General features: G+C 47.2%; 17 protein-coding genes. 7 read left to right on the top strand and 10 right to left on the bottom strand.

Translation table 11 applies throughout. The annotated features are described in order from the left end of the window. Nucleotides 1-51: 51 nt before the first annotated feature. From U719_RS05625 to U719_RS05595, 7 genes are all read right to left on the bottom strand, one after another. Nucleotides 52-1,815, bottom strand: coding sequence for an ABC transporter ATP-binding protein (locus U719_RS05625; protein ID WP_023467776.1), 1,764 nt, complete (start codon nucleotides 1,813-1,815; stop codon nucleotides 52-54). Then, nucleotides 1,805-3,562 carry an ABC transporter transmembrane domain-containing protein gene (locus U719_RS05620; protein WP_023467775.1) on the bottom strand — a complete coding sequence of 586 codons (1,758 nt, stop codon included), beginning with the start codon at nucleotides 3,560-3,562 and terminating at the stop codon, nucleotides 1,805-1,807. Before U719_RS05620 ends, U719_RS05625 begins: the two co-directional genes overlap by 11 nt. 120 nt (nucleotides 3,563-3,682) lie before the next feature. Then, on the bottom strand, nucleotides 3,683-3,913 hold the full coding sequence (locus U719_RS05615; protein WP_012370001.1) for a YneF family protein: 231 nt from the start codon (nucleotides 3,911-3,913) through the stop codon (nucleotides 3,683-3,685). Nucleotides 3,914-4,036: 123 nt separating this feature from the next. Further along, nucleotides 4,037-6,007 carry a transketolase gene (gene tkt / locus U719_RS05610; protein ID WP_235147633.1) on the bottom strand — a complete coding sequence of 657 codons (1,971 nt, stop codon included), beginning with the start codon at nucleotides 6,005-6,007 and terminating at the stop codon, nucleotides 4,037-4,039. Nucleotides 6,008-6,280: 273 nt separating this feature from the next. Next, a complete protein-coding gene (locus tag U719_RS05605; RefSeq protein WP_023467773.1) occupies nucleotides 6,281-6,517 on the bottom strand; it encodes a DUF896 domain-containing protein in 237 nt (78 codons plus the stop codon). 113 nt (nucleotides 6,518-6,630) lie between these two features. After that, a complete protein-coding gene (locus U719_RS05600) occupies nucleotides 6,631-7,284 on the bottom strand; it encodes a recombinase family protein (RefSeq protein WP_023467772.1) in 654 nt (217 codons plus the stop codon). A 45-nt stretch (nucleotides 7,285-7,329) separates the two neighbouring features. Beyond that, nucleotides 7,330-7,620, bottom strand: a complete 291-nt coding sequence (locus U719_RS05595; RefSeq protein ID WP_231925710.1) for a hypothetical protein — start codon at nucleotides 7,618-7,620, stop codon at nucleotides 7,330-7,332. A 208-nt stretch (nucleotides 7,621-7,828) separates the two neighbouring features. On the opposite strand from U719_RS05595, the gene lexA reads away from it, so the two are divergent. The 5 genes from lexA to U719_RS05570 all read left to right on the top strand — a co-directional run bounded on the left by lexA (nucleotide 7,829) and on the right by U719_RS05570 (nucleotide 11,775). Further along, the gene (lexA, locus tag U719_RS05590; protein ID WP_023467770.1) at nucleotides 7,829-8,443 is read left to right on the top strand and encodes a transcriptional repressor LexA; all 615 of its coding nucleotides are present in this window, start codon (nucleotides 7,829-7,831) and stop codon (nucleotides 8,441-8,443) included. Between the two features lie 31 nt (nucleotides 8,444-8,474). Beyond that, nucleotides 8,475-8,945, top strand: coding sequence for a metal-binding protein (locus U719_RS05585; RefSeq protein WP_023467769.1), 471 nt, complete (start codon nucleotides 8,475-8,477; stop codon nucleotides 8,943-8,945). 186 nt (nucleotides 8,946-9,131) lie between these two features. Continuing rightward, nucleotides 9,132-9,833: an MIP/aquaporin family protein gene (locus tag U719_RS05580; RefSeq protein ID WP_023467768.1), complete on the top strand. Its 702-nt coding sequence runs from the start codon at nucleotides 9,132-9,134 to the stop codon at nucleotides 9,831-9,833. 43 nt (nucleotides 9,834-9,876) lie between these two features. Further along, nucleotides 9,877-11,379, top strand: a complete 1,503-nt coding sequence (glpK, locus tag U719_RS05575) for a glycerol kinase GlpK (protein WP_023467767.1) — start codon at nucleotides 9,877-9,879, stop codon at nucleotides 11,377-11,379. A gap of 75 nt (nucleotides 11,380-11,454) precedes the next feature. After that, nucleotides 11,455-11,775 carry a hypothetical protein gene (locus U719_RS05570; protein ID WP_023467766.1) on the top strand — a complete coding sequence of 107 codons (321 nt, stop codon included), beginning with the start codon at nucleotides 11,455-11,457 and terminating at the stop codon, nucleotides 11,773-11,775. 78 nt (nucleotides 11,776-11,853) lie between these two features. Here U719_RS05570 and dhaM read toward each other — a convergent pair whose 3' ends face one another. From dhaM to dhaK, 3 genes are read right to left on the bottom strand one after another with little or no spacing between them, the layout of a single operon-like run. After that, nucleotides 11,854-12,222 carry a dihydroxyacetone kinase phosphoryl donor subunit DhaM gene (dhaM, locus tag U719_RS05565; protein WP_023467765.1) on the bottom strand — a complete coding sequence of 123 codons (369 nt, stop codon included), beginning with the start codon at nucleotides 12,220-12,222 and terminating at the stop codon, nucleotides 11,854-11,856. Beyond that, a complete protein-coding gene (gene dhaL / locus U719_RS05560; protein ID WP_023467764.1) occupies nucleotides 12,215-12,817 on the bottom strand; it encodes a dihydroxyacetone kinase subunit DhaL in 603 nt (200 codons plus the stop codon). The genes dhaM and dhaL overlap by 8 nt, the downstream gene beginning before the upstream one ends. 24 nt (nucleotides 12,818-12,841) lie before the next feature. Beyond that, complete coding sequence (gene dhaK, locus U719_RS05555; protein WP_023467763.1) at nucleotides 12,842-13,810, bottom strand: dihydroxyacetone kinase subunit DhaK; 969 nt, start codon at nucleotides 13,808-13,810, stop codon at nucleotides 12,842-12,844. 154 nt (nucleotides 13,811-13,964) lie between these two features. Here dhaK and U719_RS05550 point away from each other — a divergent pair, with 154 nt between their 5' ends. Next, nucleotides 13,965-14,666 (top strand): AzlC family ABC transporter permease, encoded by a 702-nt coding sequence (locus U719_RS05550; protein ID WP_023467762.1) that lies wholly within the window; start codon nucleotides 13,965-13,967, stop codon nucleotides 14,664-14,666. Next, a complete protein-coding gene (locus U719_RS05545) occupies nucleotides 14,645-14,971 on the top strand; it encodes an AzlD domain-containing protein (RefSeq protein WP_023467761.1) in 327 nt (108 codons plus the stop codon). The genes U719_RS05550 and U719_RS05545 overlap by 22 nt, the downstream gene beginning before the upstream one ends. Nucleotides 14,972-15,047 lie beyond the last annotated feature (76 nt).

The raw sequence follows: 15,047 nt of genomic DNA, 5'->3' as shown, positions 1-15,047 counted from the left end.
CAAACAACCTGCCGGGCGAGATCGCCTGGCAGGCTTTTTTTGTCTATTTTTTTAAGAAACCGTAACATGACCGGATTGCAACTGATACATCTTCTTATACAGACCATCTTGTGCGATCAATTCTTGGTGATTTCCTTGCTCGATCACTTCCCCTTGATGCAATACAAGAATCAAATCTGCATCTTGAATTGTCGATAGACGGTGGGCAATAGCAATCGTCGTCCGCCCTTGACGCATCCGTTCAAGTGCGACTTGCACTTTCTCCTCTGTCTCCGTATCGATCGAACTCGTCGCTTCATCAAGGATCAGGATTTTCGGATCCCGCGCCATCGTGCGTGCGAAGGAGATTAACTGACGTTCCCCAGCTGAGAACGTCGCCCCCCGTTCCGCAACGGGACTGTCATATTGATGATCCAGTTGATTGATGAATCCGTCCGCTTGTACGAATTTAGCAGCTGCTTCGACACGATCAAAGGAAATCGAACTATCGAATAATCGAATGTTGTCCGCGACCGTTCCCGTGAACAAGAATGAATCCTGCAACACGAGTCCGACATGCTGTCGTAGTTCTTCTTCTGATAACTGCTCAAGCGGTTGACCATCGATCAAAATCCGACCCGATTGGTATGCGTAAAAGCGCATCAAGATATTGATGATTGAACTTTTTCCACTTCCCGTATGACCAACGAGGGCAATCGTCTGTCCTTTTTTCGCCTCGAACGAAATTCCTTTCAAGACATCTTTCTCTCCGTCATAACTAAAGCGCACGTCTTCAAAGACGATATGTCCTTCCGATACTCGTGCATCTCCTTCGAGTTGTTTCGTTGGTTCCGGCTCATCCGTATCGAGGACCTTGAACACACGGTCTGCTGAGACGACAGCTTGTTGGAACTCGGACAACCGTTGCATGATTTGCTGAACCGGTTGGAAAATCCGCTCCATGTAGCTGATGAAGGCATAGACGACACCGACTTGGACCGTTTGCGAGAACGATAGGACACCGAAATATGTTACGAGTGTTGCGATCGAAACCGCCAGTAACAATTCAATGATGGGTCGCAGTAACCAACTATCGAGCTTCAAGTTCTTATAACGTCCATTTTGGTGGGCGACGTTCGTCTCCTCGAACTCTGCCATTAAGCGTTTTTCTTGGCGGAATTGTTGGATGATTGCCATCCCGTTGATGGATTCGTTCAGTTGGGCATTGATTTTCGATAGTAAATCGCGGACTTCCGCGTAATACTTCGTCGAATACTTCCGGTAAATCCAAATGATGAAATAAAACAGCGGTAACAATAGTAACGCAATCGTCGCGAGTCGCGGCTCTAGCAGATAGAGGAAGATATATGTTCCAATCAACTGAACGCCGCTTTGCACGAATGTCGACAGGACACCGATGTAGAGCTCCTTGATCGCTTCCGTATCGTTCGTGATCCGGGACACGAGCACTCCAGCAGGCGTCCGGTCAAAATAGGCAAGCCGTAAGTGCATGACGTGCCGGAACACATCAATCCGTAAGCGTTGAATGACTTGCAAGGCAATCTTTTGGAATTCGAACGCCTGTAAGTAATCGACGATGATCCCTGTCGTATGCAGTAACAAGTACGCTGTAAACAAAAGTGCGACTTCCTGTACGGGATATGTACCCGGTGCGACGTATTCATCAATGAAAATCTTGACGAGATACGGTCCCCCGAGTTTTGCCGCTGTCGTAATGAACAGCAGGATGAAGGCGATACTGACCTGTTTTTTGAACGGTTTGACGAAATCAAGTAATCGTTTCAGGACGGCTTTTTCATTGATATCATGATTCATTAGAACGCCCTCCTTGTTCGACGAGTGATTCTAGTTGCTGACGATCGTACGTCTCTTTATACCAACCGTCATGAGCGAGTAACTGCTCATGTGTGCCTCGCTCGATGATCCGACCGTCTTCAAGGACGATGATCTCATCGGTATGTGACACAGCCGACAGGCGATGAGCAACGATGATTTGTGCCTGATCGTGATCCGCCGTGCGGAAGTGGTGGATGATCGCTTCCTCAGTTTTGGCATCAACCGCAGATAAGGCATCATCGAGCACTAAAATCGGACAGTCTGCTAGTAATGCCCGGGCAATCGAGATCCGTTGTTTTTGACCGCCGGATAACGTCACCCCACGCTCCCCGACCATCGTCGCATACCCTTCCTTAAATCCAAGAATATCATCATGAACCGCTGCGATCCGAGCTGCTTCCATGATGTCTTCCATTGATGCATCCGGTTTTGCAAAGGCAATATTATCAGCAATCGACGCGGAGAATAAGAAATGATCCTGTGGAACGATCGCCACTTGACGACGGACGGTGTCACGCGTCAATTGTTTGATGTCTCGTCCACCAATCGTGATGGCGCCTTGTTTGACGTCGTATTCGCGAGACAATAAGCGAACGAACGTCGATTTCCCAGCACCTGTCTTCCCGACGATTCCGAGCGATTTACCGGGCTTCAACGTCACATCGATGTCTTGTAAGACCGGTTGCGTATCATAGATGAAACGCTCAATCCCAACGTGGAGTTCAGGTGAGGAAACACTTGTTGCTGCTTCTTTCGCATCTTTAATTTCCGGTTCGATCGCAAGCATTCGCTCGATCCGATCGTAGGAAGCACGACCACGTTCGACAATGTTGAACAACCAACCGAAGGCAAGCATTGGCCATGTCAATAAACCAAGATATGTAGTGAATGAGACGATGTCACCAATTCGGATTTCACCTTGTTGTAACAGATATGCACCATATCCGACAGCGATGATGTACGATAGACCGACTAATCCAAAAATCGTCGGATCAAATAATGCATCGATTTTTGCGACACGACGGTTCTTTTGGACGACGTCATCCGATAGATCCGTAAACGTCTGCACGTCTGATTCCACTTCCCCTGTTGCTTTTAAGACGCGGACACCACTAATACTTTCCGCGACCTTGTCATTCAAATCGGAGAATGCTTCCTGCGCGTCGTGAAAACGCGAATGTAACATTTTCCCGTAGCGTGACGTCAAGTAGACCATCAGCGGCATCGGTAGAAGTGATACGAGCGTCAATTTCCAACTGATCGTCGTGACCATCGTGATGATGACAAAGCTCCCCATCGTCACCGAGTCGACGAGCGTGAGAATACCGGCACCTGCTGTCATCGATACCGCCTGTACGTCGTTCGTCGCATGCGCCATCAAGTCCCCGCTCCGATATTTCTTATAGAACGATTGATCCAAATCTGAAAAATGTCCATACAGTTGGCTGCGCAATAATCGACCGAGACGAATCGATGCTCCAAAGATATAAAAGCGCCAAAAATAACGAATGATATATGTCGCGACCCCGATGAGCAACAACGTACCTGCGAGACGAATCAAATCATCTTTCGTCAAGCTTCCCTCACTCAGACCGTTGACCGTCGTCCCGATGATTTTTGGCGGAATCAACTCTAACGCCGCTACAAAAATCAAACTGACGACCCCAAGACTATACGCTTTCCATTCTCGCCGGAAAAACCAACCGAGTTTCCTGAAGACTCCCATTCAAGTCTCCCCCCTTTTTTAAATCCTATGATTATTTGAAATAGTCTCACATTTTAGATTAGTTCTCTTTCTAAAAAATAGCAAATAAAAAGGAGACCATTTAGTCCCCTTTCGTACAGCTTATTTTTTAGGTGATTTCATTGAACCACTCATTGAACGCATCACTTGGTTGACTTTCTTTTGTGATGGCTTTTGACCCATTTGCATCATCAATGTCTTAATCATATCTTCGTTGATTGGTGGGTTTTGCTCCAAGTAGTTCATCATGTATCGACGAGCGATATAGAAACCAAGGGCGACACCTGCTACCAAGCAAAGAAGGGCAATTAAAATCCAAATCCATGTAGCCAAGTTGCTTCCTCCTCTAACTTAAAACGTCGCTTTTTACTATACTATAATTCCAATTGTTTGCATAGATGATAATAGATGAAAAACGAGCCCGACGTAAGATCGGACCCGTTTTTCCGGAAAAGATTATCCGAGTTGTTTGACTGTCGCTAAAACGTTCTCAACAGACATGCCGTATTCTTTCAAGAGGAAGTCTCCAGGCGCAGATGCGCCGAAACGATCGATTCCGATGACTTGTCCTTCTGTTCCTACATATTTGTACCAACCGAGCGAAGCGCCTGCTTCGATCGCAACACGTTTCGTGATGTGTTTTGGAAGAACTGATTCTTTATACTCTGCTGACTGCGCTTCAAATACTTCCCATGATGGAAGCGAAACGACAGCTGCTGATTCACCAAGTTCTTTTTGTGCTTCGACAAGAAGGTGAACTTCTGAACCCGTACCGAGCAAGAGCGTGTCGGCTTTCGTGACGTCACCAGCGATGACATAACCGCCTTTTTCTGCGCCTTCCGTCGTTGTGCCTTCAAGTTCAGGAAGACCTTGACGTGTTAAGACAAGAAGTGTCGGTTTGTCTTTCGCTTGAACTGCTGTTTTCCATGCTGCGATCGTCTCTTTTCCGTCTGCTGGGCGGTAGATCGTGACGTTCGGCATTGCACGGAAGCTCATCAAGTGCTCGACTGGCTCGTGTGTTGGACCATCTTCACCGACAGCGATCGAGTCGTGCGTCAAGACGAAAATTGATGGAAGTCCCATTAATGCTGCTAAACGAACTGCTGGACGGAGATAATCCGAGAAGACGAAGAATGTCGCGCCGTAAGGAATGACGCCGCCGTGAAGTGCCATACCGTTGACAGCCGCAGCCATTGCGAATTCACGTACACCGAACCAGATGTTACGACCACTTGGGTCGATATCGAAGTCTGCTTCGCCTTTGAGCATCGTGTTGTTCGATCCTGCAAGGTCAGCTGAACCACCGAACAATGTCGGAACGTTCTTCGCAAGACCGTTCAAGACTTCACCACTCGTTTGGCGTGTCGCTTTTTTCGATGACAAGTCGTACGTTGGAAGATCTGCTTCCCAGTTGCTTGGCAATTCGTTTGCGATCGCGCGAACGAGTTCCGCATGCAATTCCGGGTGAGCTGCTTCGTATTGTTTCATCGTTTCGTTCCATGCGTCTTCCGCAGAAGCACCACGTTGGACGATCCGCTCGTCGAACAATGATTTGACTTCTTCAGGGACGTAGAACTCTTCGTGATCCCATACATAGCTAGCTTTCGTCAATTTGATTTCCGCTTCACCGAGTGGTGCACCGTGAGAAGCCGATTTCCCTGATTTGTTCGGTGAACCGAAGCCGATGACTGTCTTGACTTCGATCAATGTTGGTTTTGTCGTCTCTGCTTGCGCCGCCGCGATTGCTTTCGAAATCGAATCGATATCCGTTCCGTCTTCTACGCGAATGACTTGCCAGTTGTACGCTTCGAAGCGCTTCTGGACGTTTTCAGAGAATGATTTATCGAGATCGCCATCAAGTGAGATATCGTTTGAATCATACAATACGACCAATTTACCAAGACCAAGGTGACCTGCGAGTGAAGCCGCTTCAGCTGAGACACCTTCCATTAAGTCTCCATCTCCACAAATTCCGTATGTGAAGTGATCGACGACGTTGAGATCGTCACGGTTGTATTTTGCTTCAAGATGACGTTCTGCCATCGCCATACCAACTGCCATTGCAATCCCTTGACCAAGTGGACCTGTCGTCGCATCTACACCAGCCGTGTGACGGTATTCCGGGTGACCTGGTGTTTTTGATCCCCATTGACGGAATGATTTAAGATCATCCATTGATAGATCATATCCCGATAGGTGGAGGAGTGAGTAGAGAAGCATCGAACCGTGTCCGGCTGAAAGTACAAAACGGTCGCGGTTGAACCATTCTGGATTTTTAGGGTTGTGGTTCATATGATCCGCCCAAAGCGAGAATGCCATCGGCGCTGCTCCCATTGGCATACCTGGGTGACCCGAGTTCGCCTTTTGTACGGCATCAATCGATAAGGTACGAATCGTATTAATTGCTAATTGTTCTACTGTCGTCATGTTCGTCAAAACAATCATCCTCTCTCTTTTTCACAAATTCCTACTCATTTTAGCACACTCTTAAATGTGATACAACTTTTCTAAATAGTATGTCACATTAAAATGAATGCGCTATCTATAGCCGTTCTATCGACTCATACAGGATGCATGAATTGATGAAAGATCGTTATTAAGATGTATTGCTATCGTGCAATGTTTCCTCATCTAACAGCGCTAAACAAAAAAGAGGTCCGCTTAACGCGAACCTCTTTCTTCTATAGAAGAAACAAACGATTATTGTTTATTCCGTTCTTCTTCTTGTGCTTGTTTTAATTTCTCTGGTGTTACGTCCGTACCTTCTTCATCAACAATCTTCATGCCCATGAGTTGGTTTTTGAACGATCCACGGAATGCTGCGAGATACGCTGCACGTAACTCTTTTTGCTCTGCCGCTTCTGCTTCTGATAACGGCTCGACTTTTGATTTATTCGCTAATGCGTTGATTCGATCTAATTGTTCTTGTGATAACATGGAATCCCTCTTTCTGTACGACTCAAACTTGAGTAGTTCAATTGTATTCTTACTGTAAAAGAGCTTACTAAAAAAAGCAAGTTAACCGCGTCAGTCGACGGGTTACTTGCTTCTCATTCCGGGCTAGGCGTCAATTCTCGGTATTCAAGGTATCGACGATTGACCGTTGCCTTTGAAATATCATGTCCCATCCCGCGAAGCGTAACGGCGATATCTGAAAACGTCAGTCCGAGTTCACGGAGACGTACGATTTCTTCGATCGGTACGTCCTTTCGGCTACGCCCGGCGTTCTCTCCTTGGCGATTCAGATTTCGTTCCGGGCGAAAGCCTTGTTCGACCGCTCGCCGCATGCCGCGCGCGATTTTTGCATTATGCAGTTTACGTTGATATTCTTCCACGAGTGAGACGATCTCAAGGACCATAGCTTCTGCATCAGCAAGTTGGTATTCTCCATCGGAATCAAGTGTCATCAACCGAACACCGTGCTTCTTAAACGTGTGCAAAATAGCGATTTTCGCATTCCCTCGACCAATCCGTGTGTCATCCGTTACGAGGACCGCATCTACCGCATCACGTGTCACATGATCAAGAACCGTCAGCATCCCTTCCCGATCGACGTCATATCCACTCTCTTTTTCAGAGACGACATCCACGACATCAAAACCCTTTTGAGACGCGACCTTCGAAAGTTCCATCCGTTGGCGTTCAATCGAACTATCTTGTGCTTCTTTTTCGGTCGACACCCGACAATAAATCACGACCTTCATCGTACCTCACATCCCTGTTCGTTCTTTCACAACTTTTCCATTTTGTCATTGTTGTGCGATTGGTACAACGATTTTGCTTTTTGAGATGACGTGTTTTGTCTCGACATCATTATTTTTAATCAACCAGTTGACGTATTCTTCATCTGACATCGAACCGTCATTGTAGACTTCAGCGATTTGTTCAACTGTAGCGTTCTCATCGACCGTAACGGAAGCAGTCATTAGTTGCGCCACTTTTTCATCCGGGCGCGGTGTGAGTAAAAAGATCACGAAGGCAATACTTAATGCATAGAAGAGAATTGAAAAAGCATGAGTACGAATCGTATGAATCATCATGAATCCCTCCAAATATGAAATGAATGAGTTAGAATAAATGTTCGCGGAACAATTGTTCGCATAACTCATAATAAACACAGAACCCGTGTTCGGTCAACACAAAATGTCGAACAATTGTTTGTACGCTCATTTGTTCTATGTTATAGTGAATCTAGAAACATATATTCTTACATTTCAAACTTCAATCCAGAAAGAGGTGGCAATTCGTATGCGGAAAATGTCTAAGCGCCAACAAGAGATTCTCGACTACATCGTCTCTGAAGTGAAACTGAAGGGGTATCCACCATCAGTTCGTGAAATCGGAGAAGCAGTCGGACTCGCGTCTAGCTCGACGGTACACGGTCATTTGGATCGACTCGAGAAACGGGGAATGATTCGCCGTGACCCGACGAAACCACGTGCGATTGAGATATTGCTTGATAAGCCTGAAGAAATCACGGAAGCCATCGTCCATGTTCCCGTCATCGGGAAAGTCACAGCAGGTCTTCCGATTACAGCGATTGAAAACATCGAAGAACAGTTCCCACTCCCTGCACATTATGTAGGGAACGAGACGGTCTTCATGTTGACGATCGATGGTGAATCGATGATTAACGCAGGTATTCTTGACGGCGATCGTGTCATCGTGCGCCAACAAAACACAGCAGAAAACGGAGAAATCGTCGTAGCTATGACCGAAGATAGCGAAGCGACGGTGAAACGGTTCTTCTTAGAAGATCAACAGGTACGTCTACAACCAGAAAATGACTCGATGGATCCGATGTATTTCGATAATGTCTCCATTCTTGGTAAGGTAATCGGCGTGTATCGGACGATTCATTGACGGAGGGACCAGTTACGACTGGTCTTTTTTCATGCCATCAGGAAATGTACATGATACCGTCAATACCGTCGCACTGACGGGTTACGTTGCGTATTCGGTCGCAACGCAACAAACCGATTGGTTACCGACTGCCATCGGTATCGCTGTCGGTACCCTTTGGTTGTCACCCGACCTCGATTTAAAGTCAGAACCGTATTATCGCTTTGGACCATTTCGAGTTCTTTGGATGCCGTATGTCAAGATCATGCCTCACCGATCGATCTGGTCGCATGGACTGATCATCGGAGACATCATTCGGCTTCTTTATAGTGCTGCGATTCTGATTCCCCTACTATTTATAAGTCTATATTTTCAGGTTCTTGATTCCGCTACGATTGATTCGTGGTTTGCTTCCTTGCCTGCATTCATCGTTGGCATCATGGTGGCGAGTACGATTCATATCCTACTAGATTATTCCAGCAGTTGGTTTCGACCTAAAAAAAGAAAAAAACGTCGTCGGTAACACCTCTTTTGCTTGCTTGCAGGCAGGAAGAGGTGTTTTCTTATCCACTTTTTCGTATTTTTAAACATCAAAATAAAAAATTTCCATTCCTATATTTCAATTATATGTATTGAAAACGTTCTCAAATCGGAGTAATTTAAAGTAGAAAGGCCATTATCTGCTTTAATCCAAAGGGAGGGTTTTTGCATGAATAACTTTGTACTAGAAATGATCGGTACGATGATCCTCATCCTGCTCGGGGATGGAGTCGTCGCCGGTGTCGTCTTGAAAAAGACGAAATCGGAAAACAGCGGATGGATCGTCATCACGTTCGCTTGGGGTCTTGCCGTCATGACAGCAGCATTCGTCGCTGCTGAAAGTGGAGCACACTTGAACCCCGCATTGACAATCGCACTTGCTTTGAACTCTGACCTACCGTGGGCAGACGTTCCGATCTACATTGCCGGACAACTTGTCGGAGCTTTCATCGGCGCCATTCTCGTTTGGCTTCATTACATGAAACATTTTGAAGCGACTGATGATCAAGCTGCAAAACTCGGTGTGTTCGCAACAGGTCCAGCGATTCGTCATACGCCGTCGAACTTGATTTCTGAGATCATCGGGACATTTGTTCTCGTCTTCGGTATCTTGGCACTTGGTTTAACAACGTTCGGAGATGGCTTAAAACCACTCATCGTCGGTTTACTCGTCGTCGTCATCGGTCTCTCGCTCGGTGGTACAACAGGGTATGCCATCAACCCGGCTCGTGACCTTGGACCGCGTATCGCGCACGCTATCCTACCGATTCCGAATAAAGGTTCATCTGACTGGGGCTATTCATGGATTCCTGTCGTTGGTCCAATCATCGGTGGAGCGATTGCCGTGTTCATCTATCAATTGATCTACTAAGATCACGTCTCACTAACACATACCGCTCAAGGGGGATTTCGAAATGGAAAACAAGTATATCCTAGCACTCGACCAAGGTACGACAAGCTCACGTGCGATCATCTTCGATCACGATGGGAAAATCGTCAATTCGGCACAACGGGAATTCAAACAGTACTTCCCACAACCAGGCTGGGTCGAGCATGATGCAAACGAAATCTGGGGTTCGATTCTTGCCGTCATGGCCGAAGCACTCGGAACAGCAGATATCAAACCTGAGCAAATCGCCGGAATCGGCATTACGAACCAACGCGAAACGACGGTCGTCTGGAACAAAGAAACAGGTAAACCGGTCTATCACGCACTCGTTTGGCAATCGCGTCAAACGTCTGGTATCTGTGACGATTTAAAAGAACAAGGTTTGAACCAGAAGTTCCGCGATAAAACAGGACTTCTGATTGATGCCTACTTCTCTGGAACGAAAGTCAAATGGATCCTTGATAATGTCGAAGGTGCGCGGGAGCAAGCGGAAAACGGTGAATTGCTCTTCGGTACGATCGATACGTGGCTCGTTTGGAAACTGTCTGGTGGAAAAACGCACATCACGGACTACACGAACGCTTCACGAACATTGATGTACAACATCTACGAACAAAAATGGGATGAAGAATTACTCGATATCCTCGGTGTTCCTGCTTCGATGTTGCCAGAAGTTCGTCAGTCGAGTGAAGTCTACGACAAAACGGTACCGTATCACTTCTTCGGTTACGAAGTGCCAATCGCTGGTATTGCGGGTGACCAACAAGCTGCACTCTTCGGTCAAACGTGCTTCGAAGCGGGTGAAGGGAAAAACACATACGGAACAGGTTGCTTCATGCTCATGAACACAGGTGAGAAAGCTGTTTCTTCTGATCATGGACTCTTGACGACGATCGCTTGGGGTGTCGATGGAAAAGTCGAATATGCGCTGGAAGGTTCGATCTTCGTCGCTGGTTCTGCGATCCAGTGGCTCCGTGATGGACTCCGGATGCTGAAAAATGCGAAAGATTCAGAAGGTTACGCAACGAAAGTTGACTCGACAGACGGTGTTTATGTCGTACCTGCCTTCGTTGGTCTTGGTGCGCCGTACTGGGATTCAGATGTTCGCGGGGCAATCTTCGGATTAACACGCGGAACAGATAAGGAGCACTTCGTTCGGGCAACGCTTGAATCACTCGCTTACCAAACACGCGACGTGTTAACAGCGATGGAACAAGATTCTGGGATCGAACTGAAGACACTTCGTGTCGACGGTGGTGCTGTAGCCAACAACTTCTTGATGCAGTTCCAATCGGACATTCTCGGCGTTCCTGTCGATCGTCCGCAAATTAACGAAACGACAGCACTCGGTGCAGCTTACCTTGCTGGATTAGCTGTTGGTTACTGGAAAGATAAAGCGGAAATCAAACAACAATGGAAGCTGGATCACCAGTTCAAACCAGAGATGAAAGAAGACGATCGTGAGCAACGCTATGCTGGATGGCAAAAAGCGGTGGAAGCGACAATGGTCTTCAAACCATCAAAATAAAACAATTGACCCGGTCCCTTTTTCAGAGAGACCGGGTTTTTGATATCTTATAAAAAATATAGCGAGAGGTGTGTCATGAATTCTACTTATTCTGATCAACAGCTAAAAGAACACATTCAGGCCGCGCTGGATGGCAACATCACGCATGAAAAACTAGCAGATTGGTGTTATCGATACATGACAAACGTGTACCAGAACGATCTTTATCATATTGCAACCGACGGACGTAGGAGCTATCCGTTAAGTGAGCAAGCGACTGAAGTAGTAAACGATATTGATGCACAATGGGATCTTTATCTTGCTAACAGTTATTCTCTAAATGAATTACAGACCATTGATTTATCTACAATTAGTTTGCCTAGAGAGTGGTTAGCAAAATGGCTTCAGTCGTTTTGATTCATGAAACACTCATCTAAGTTTTAATACGAATAGAAAAAATGCCCCTTCGCCTACTCGCAAAGGGGCATTTACTACTTATTTGCTAAACTCTTTTTTCAATCCATCTTCAATCTCATCAACGGATTTCGACTGACCACTTAAGACTGCCGCTAAAAACGCACCTTCGACGAGTGGTGCGTCGATAAACCGAACCGTCCGTTCGCCACTATATAGTTCAAGGGCCAGTTCCGTGTTCATCGTCGCAGAACCGATATCCGTTAAAACGACTCCATCATCGTCCAGTGTATTTAGTGTTTCTTCGATTCGCGTCGCGTCCGTTCCAATGCTACCGTCCTCAAGACCTGCTGCTATTAAGACTGGCGTATCCGGTGCCATCTCTGCCAACAGTTCCTTTAGTCCAGTCGCAAGCTTTTCACTATGGGAAACGAGTACAAGATTAACCATGAAGCACCTCCGCGATTTCGCCAAGTAACAACGCACTTGATAGACTACCTGGGTCCTGGACGCCTTCCGTCGCTTCACCGAAATAAGACGCACGCCCTTTCGTTGCGATACGCGCTTTCGTATCAGCAAGCGCTTGATCGATTGCCGCTTTCAAATCCCCGTCTTGCGAGAGCGCCTCTTGGAACGGTGTCCAAATATCGACCATCGTCTTTTGACCGAATTCCGATTTCCCACGCGATTTGATGCCTTCCGTCGCTTCATGGAAAGCATCCGCGAGTTCTGCACCTTCGACTTCTGTTTTTCCTTTGAACGCACCAGCGAACTTAACGAATGCCGTGCCGTACAAAGGACCGGATGCCCCACCGACCGTCTTGATCAGCGTCATCCCGACCTCTTTCGATAAAGCTCCTAAGTCCTCATACTCGCCGTGTTCTTCTAACGTCTTTTGGACTGCTTGGAAGCCACGTGACATATTGATCCCGTGGTCCCCGTCACCGATTTCCCGGTCAAGGTCCGTCAATTCATCCTTGTGCTGGTCAATCTGTTCCGCTGCTTTGATGAGCGCGCTTCGTAACTGTTCCGTCGTCAACTTCATCTTTGTACACCCCGTTTATCTAAATTAGAATCCAATCGCTTTCGTTTCTGCATCGAGATACCCAAGCAGTTCATCATCTACTGGTAAGAGCGTGATTGAGAATCCGTGCATCTCGAGCGACGTCATATAGTTTCCAACGAACGAACGGGCAATCTCGTAACCGTGTGCCTGAAGTTCTTCCGCGACATATTTATATGTGATATACAGTTCGGATTCTGGTGTTCCACCCATCCCATTCACCATGACTGCGACTTTTTTGTCTGGTACTTCTTTTGTCAGACGATCGAGCAACTCTTTAACGATCGCATCAACGGAAGCGACTGCTTTTCGTTCAAGTCCTTTTTCACCATGGATGCCAATTCCGATCTCCATCTCGTCATCGTGCAACTCAAAGCCCGGCTTGCCGCTCTCTGGCATGTAACATGGTGAGAGTGCCATTCCGATCGAACGAACGCCCTGGATGACTTTTTCCGCGACTGCTTTGACTTCACTCAGTGATTTCCCTTCTGCAGCTGCAGCTCCGGCAATCTTATGGACGAAGACCGTTCCCGCGACACCACGACGATCCTCTTCCTTTTTGATCGCGATGTCATCATTGACAACGACCGTGTCGACTTCGATGTCCTCGAGTTCAGCGAGTTCCTTCGCCATATCGAAGTTCATGACATCACCGGAGTAGTTCTTGACGACAAGGAGGACACCTTTTCCACCATGGGCTGCCTTGATACCTTCGAGCACCATGTCCGGTGTCGGTGACGTGAAGACTTCCCCACAAACAGCCGCAGCAAGCATACCGTCCCCCACGAATCCAGCGTGCGCTGGTTCATGACCACTTCCTCCACCAGAGACAAGACCGACTTTTCCATCAAGCGGTACTTTTCGCGCGACGACATTGACTCCTTCGACCTTTTTATACAAATCAGGGTGAGCTAGTACGAGTCCGTCGACCATGTCTGAAACGAACCGGTTTGAATCTTTCATTAATTTGTGCATGAAAAACGCTCCTTTACCTAACTGATTTTGCCGTACCACTTACTCTTTACCACCAAATCAAGTCGAATATGTCGAAAAAAATGATGAAAATATTGACCAGTTGGTGACGATATTCCGCATGAGTGCTATGCTCTTAAAAAAGAGGAGGAATCGAATGTCATCAGCCTTTCAAGCAGGCGTCCGTGCCTGTCTACCCACTGTCCTCGGATATATCGGCATCGGTTTTTCAGCTGGGATCGTCGGTCGTGCCTCCGGCTTATCCCCTCTTGAAGTCGGATTCATGTCCGTCTTCATCTATGCCGGCGCCGCTCAGTTCATCATCACGAGTCTCTTACTATTAAATGGTCCTGCTTCTGCCATCATTCTGACGACGTTCATCGTCAATCTCAGGCACTTGTTAATGAGTCTGACGCTTGCGCCACATGTCGAGACACGTCATCTCCGCGACCGCCTCGGTACCGGAACGCTACTGACGGATGAGTCGTTCGCTGTCGCGATGAACACTGCGCAAAAAGGGAAGCTCTCCCCGTCCTTCATGCATGGCTTGAATCTGACTGCTTACTTCAGCTGGATCGTCGCAACCGTTCTCGGCGCCCTTGTCGGCAGCTGGTTCCCTGATCCCGAGCGCTTCGGTCTCGATTTTGCCCTGACAGCGATGTTCATCGGCTTATTGTACTTACAGTTTGAAGGGGAACGTTCCCGTATTGCCGTGAATAGTTGCCTCCTACTGATTGTCTTACTATTGCTTTACATAACCATGCGCTACTTTTCTCCAGAAGTCGCCGTTCTTTGCGCGACGCTCGGTGGTGCAAGTATAGGAGTCGTGATCACACGATGGAAATCCGCCCGGAATTAATCGCTCTTTTTTTAGCTTGTGGACTCGTCACTTGGATTCCACGCGTCTTACCGTTTCTCGTCCTTCATGGACTAACGTTACCGCGCCTCGTAACAGAATGGCTCTCGTTCATTCCGGTCTGCCTGCTCGGTGCCCTTTTCTTTCAAAATCTTCTCATCGCTCAAGATGAGGCGTTTCCGACGGTTTCGACGCTTCATGTCTTCGCCGCACTCCCGACCATGGCGGTCGCGATTTTCAGTAAAAGTTTATCCTGGACGGTCGTGACTGGTGTTGTCACGATGGCGTTTCTACGATTGTATCTATAAGCAAGTCATTCATCTTTAGCCTATTTCGATGCATCTCTTGTGTTATCCTTATAATAGAAATAAATGGATAGTGAAG

This window comes from Exiguobacterium sp. MH3, assembly GCF_000496635.1.
GTDB lineage: Bacteria > Bacillota > Bacilli > Exiguobacteriales > Exiguobacteriaceae > Exiguobacterium_A > Exiguobacterium_A indicum.
The sequence above is the reverse complement of the archived record's forward strand: the minus strand, read 5'-3'. Positions and strand labels throughout refer to the sequence as shown.

Excerpts from the sequence above, each read along its gene's own strand:
- U719_RS05585 (WP_023467769.1), top strand. The coding sequence starts at position 8,475 with ATGCCATCAGGAAATGTACATGATACCGTCAATACCGTCGCACTGACG.
- U719_RS05600 (WP_023467772.1), bottom strand. The coding sequence starts at position 7,284 with ATGAAGGTCGTGATTTATTGTCGGGTGTCGACCGAAAAAGAAGCACAA.
- glpK (WP_023467767.1), top strand. The coding sequence starts at position 9,877 with ATGGAAAACAAGTATATCCTAGCACTCGACCAAGGTACGACAAGCTCA.
- U719_RS05625 (WP_023467776.1), bottom strand. The coding sequence starts at position 1,815 with ATGAATCATGATATCAATGAAAAAGCCGTCCTGAAACGATTACTTGAT.
- U719_RS05620 (WP_023467775.1), bottom strand. The coding sequence starts at position 3,562 with ATGGGAGTCTTCAGGAAACTCGGTTGGTTTTTCCGGCGAGAATGGAAA.
- U719_RS05605 (WP_023467773.1), bottom strand. The coding sequence starts at position 6,517 with ATGTTATCACAAGAACAATTAGATCGAATCAACGCATTAGCGAATAAA.
- U719_RS05570 (WP_023467766.1), top strand. The coding sequence starts at position 11,455 with ATGAATTCTACTTATTCTGATCAACAGCTAAAAGAACACATTCAGGCC.
- dhaM (WP_023467765.1), bottom strand. The coding sequence starts at position 12,222 with ATGGTTAATCTTGTACTCGTTTCCCATAGTGAAAAGCTTGCGACTGGA.
- tkt (WP_235147633.1), bottom strand. The coding sequence starts at position 6,007 with ATGACGACAGTAGAACAATTAGCAATTAATACGATTCGTACCTTATCG.
- U719_RS05595 (WP_231925710.1), bottom strand. The coding sequence starts at position 7,620 with ATGATGATTCATACGATTCGTACTCATGCTTTTTCAATTCTCTTCTAT.
- U719_RS05580 (WP_023467768.1), top strand. The coding sequence starts at position 9,132 with ATGAATAACTTTGTACTAGAAATGATCGGTACGATGATCCTCATCCTG.
- dhaK (WP_023467763.1), bottom strand. The coding sequence starts at position 13,810 with ATGCACAAATTAATGAAAGATTCAAACCGGTTCGTTTCAGACATGGTC.
- U719_RS05550 (WP_023467762.1), top strand. The coding sequence starts at position 13,965 with ATGTCATCAGCCTTTCAAGCAGGCGTCCGTGCCTGTCTACCCACTGTC.
- dhaL (WP_023467764.1), bottom strand. The coding sequence starts at position 12,817 with ATGAAGTTGACGACGGAACAGTTACGAAGCGCGCTCATCAAAGCAGCG.
- U719_RS05545 (WP_023467761.1), top strand. The coding sequence starts at position 14,645 with ATGGAAATCCGCCCGGAATTAATCGCTCTTTTTTTAGCTTGTGGACTC.
- lexA (WP_023467770.1), top strand. The coding sequence starts at position 7,829 with ATGCGGAAAATGTCTAAGCGCCAACAAGAGATTCTCGACTACATCGTC.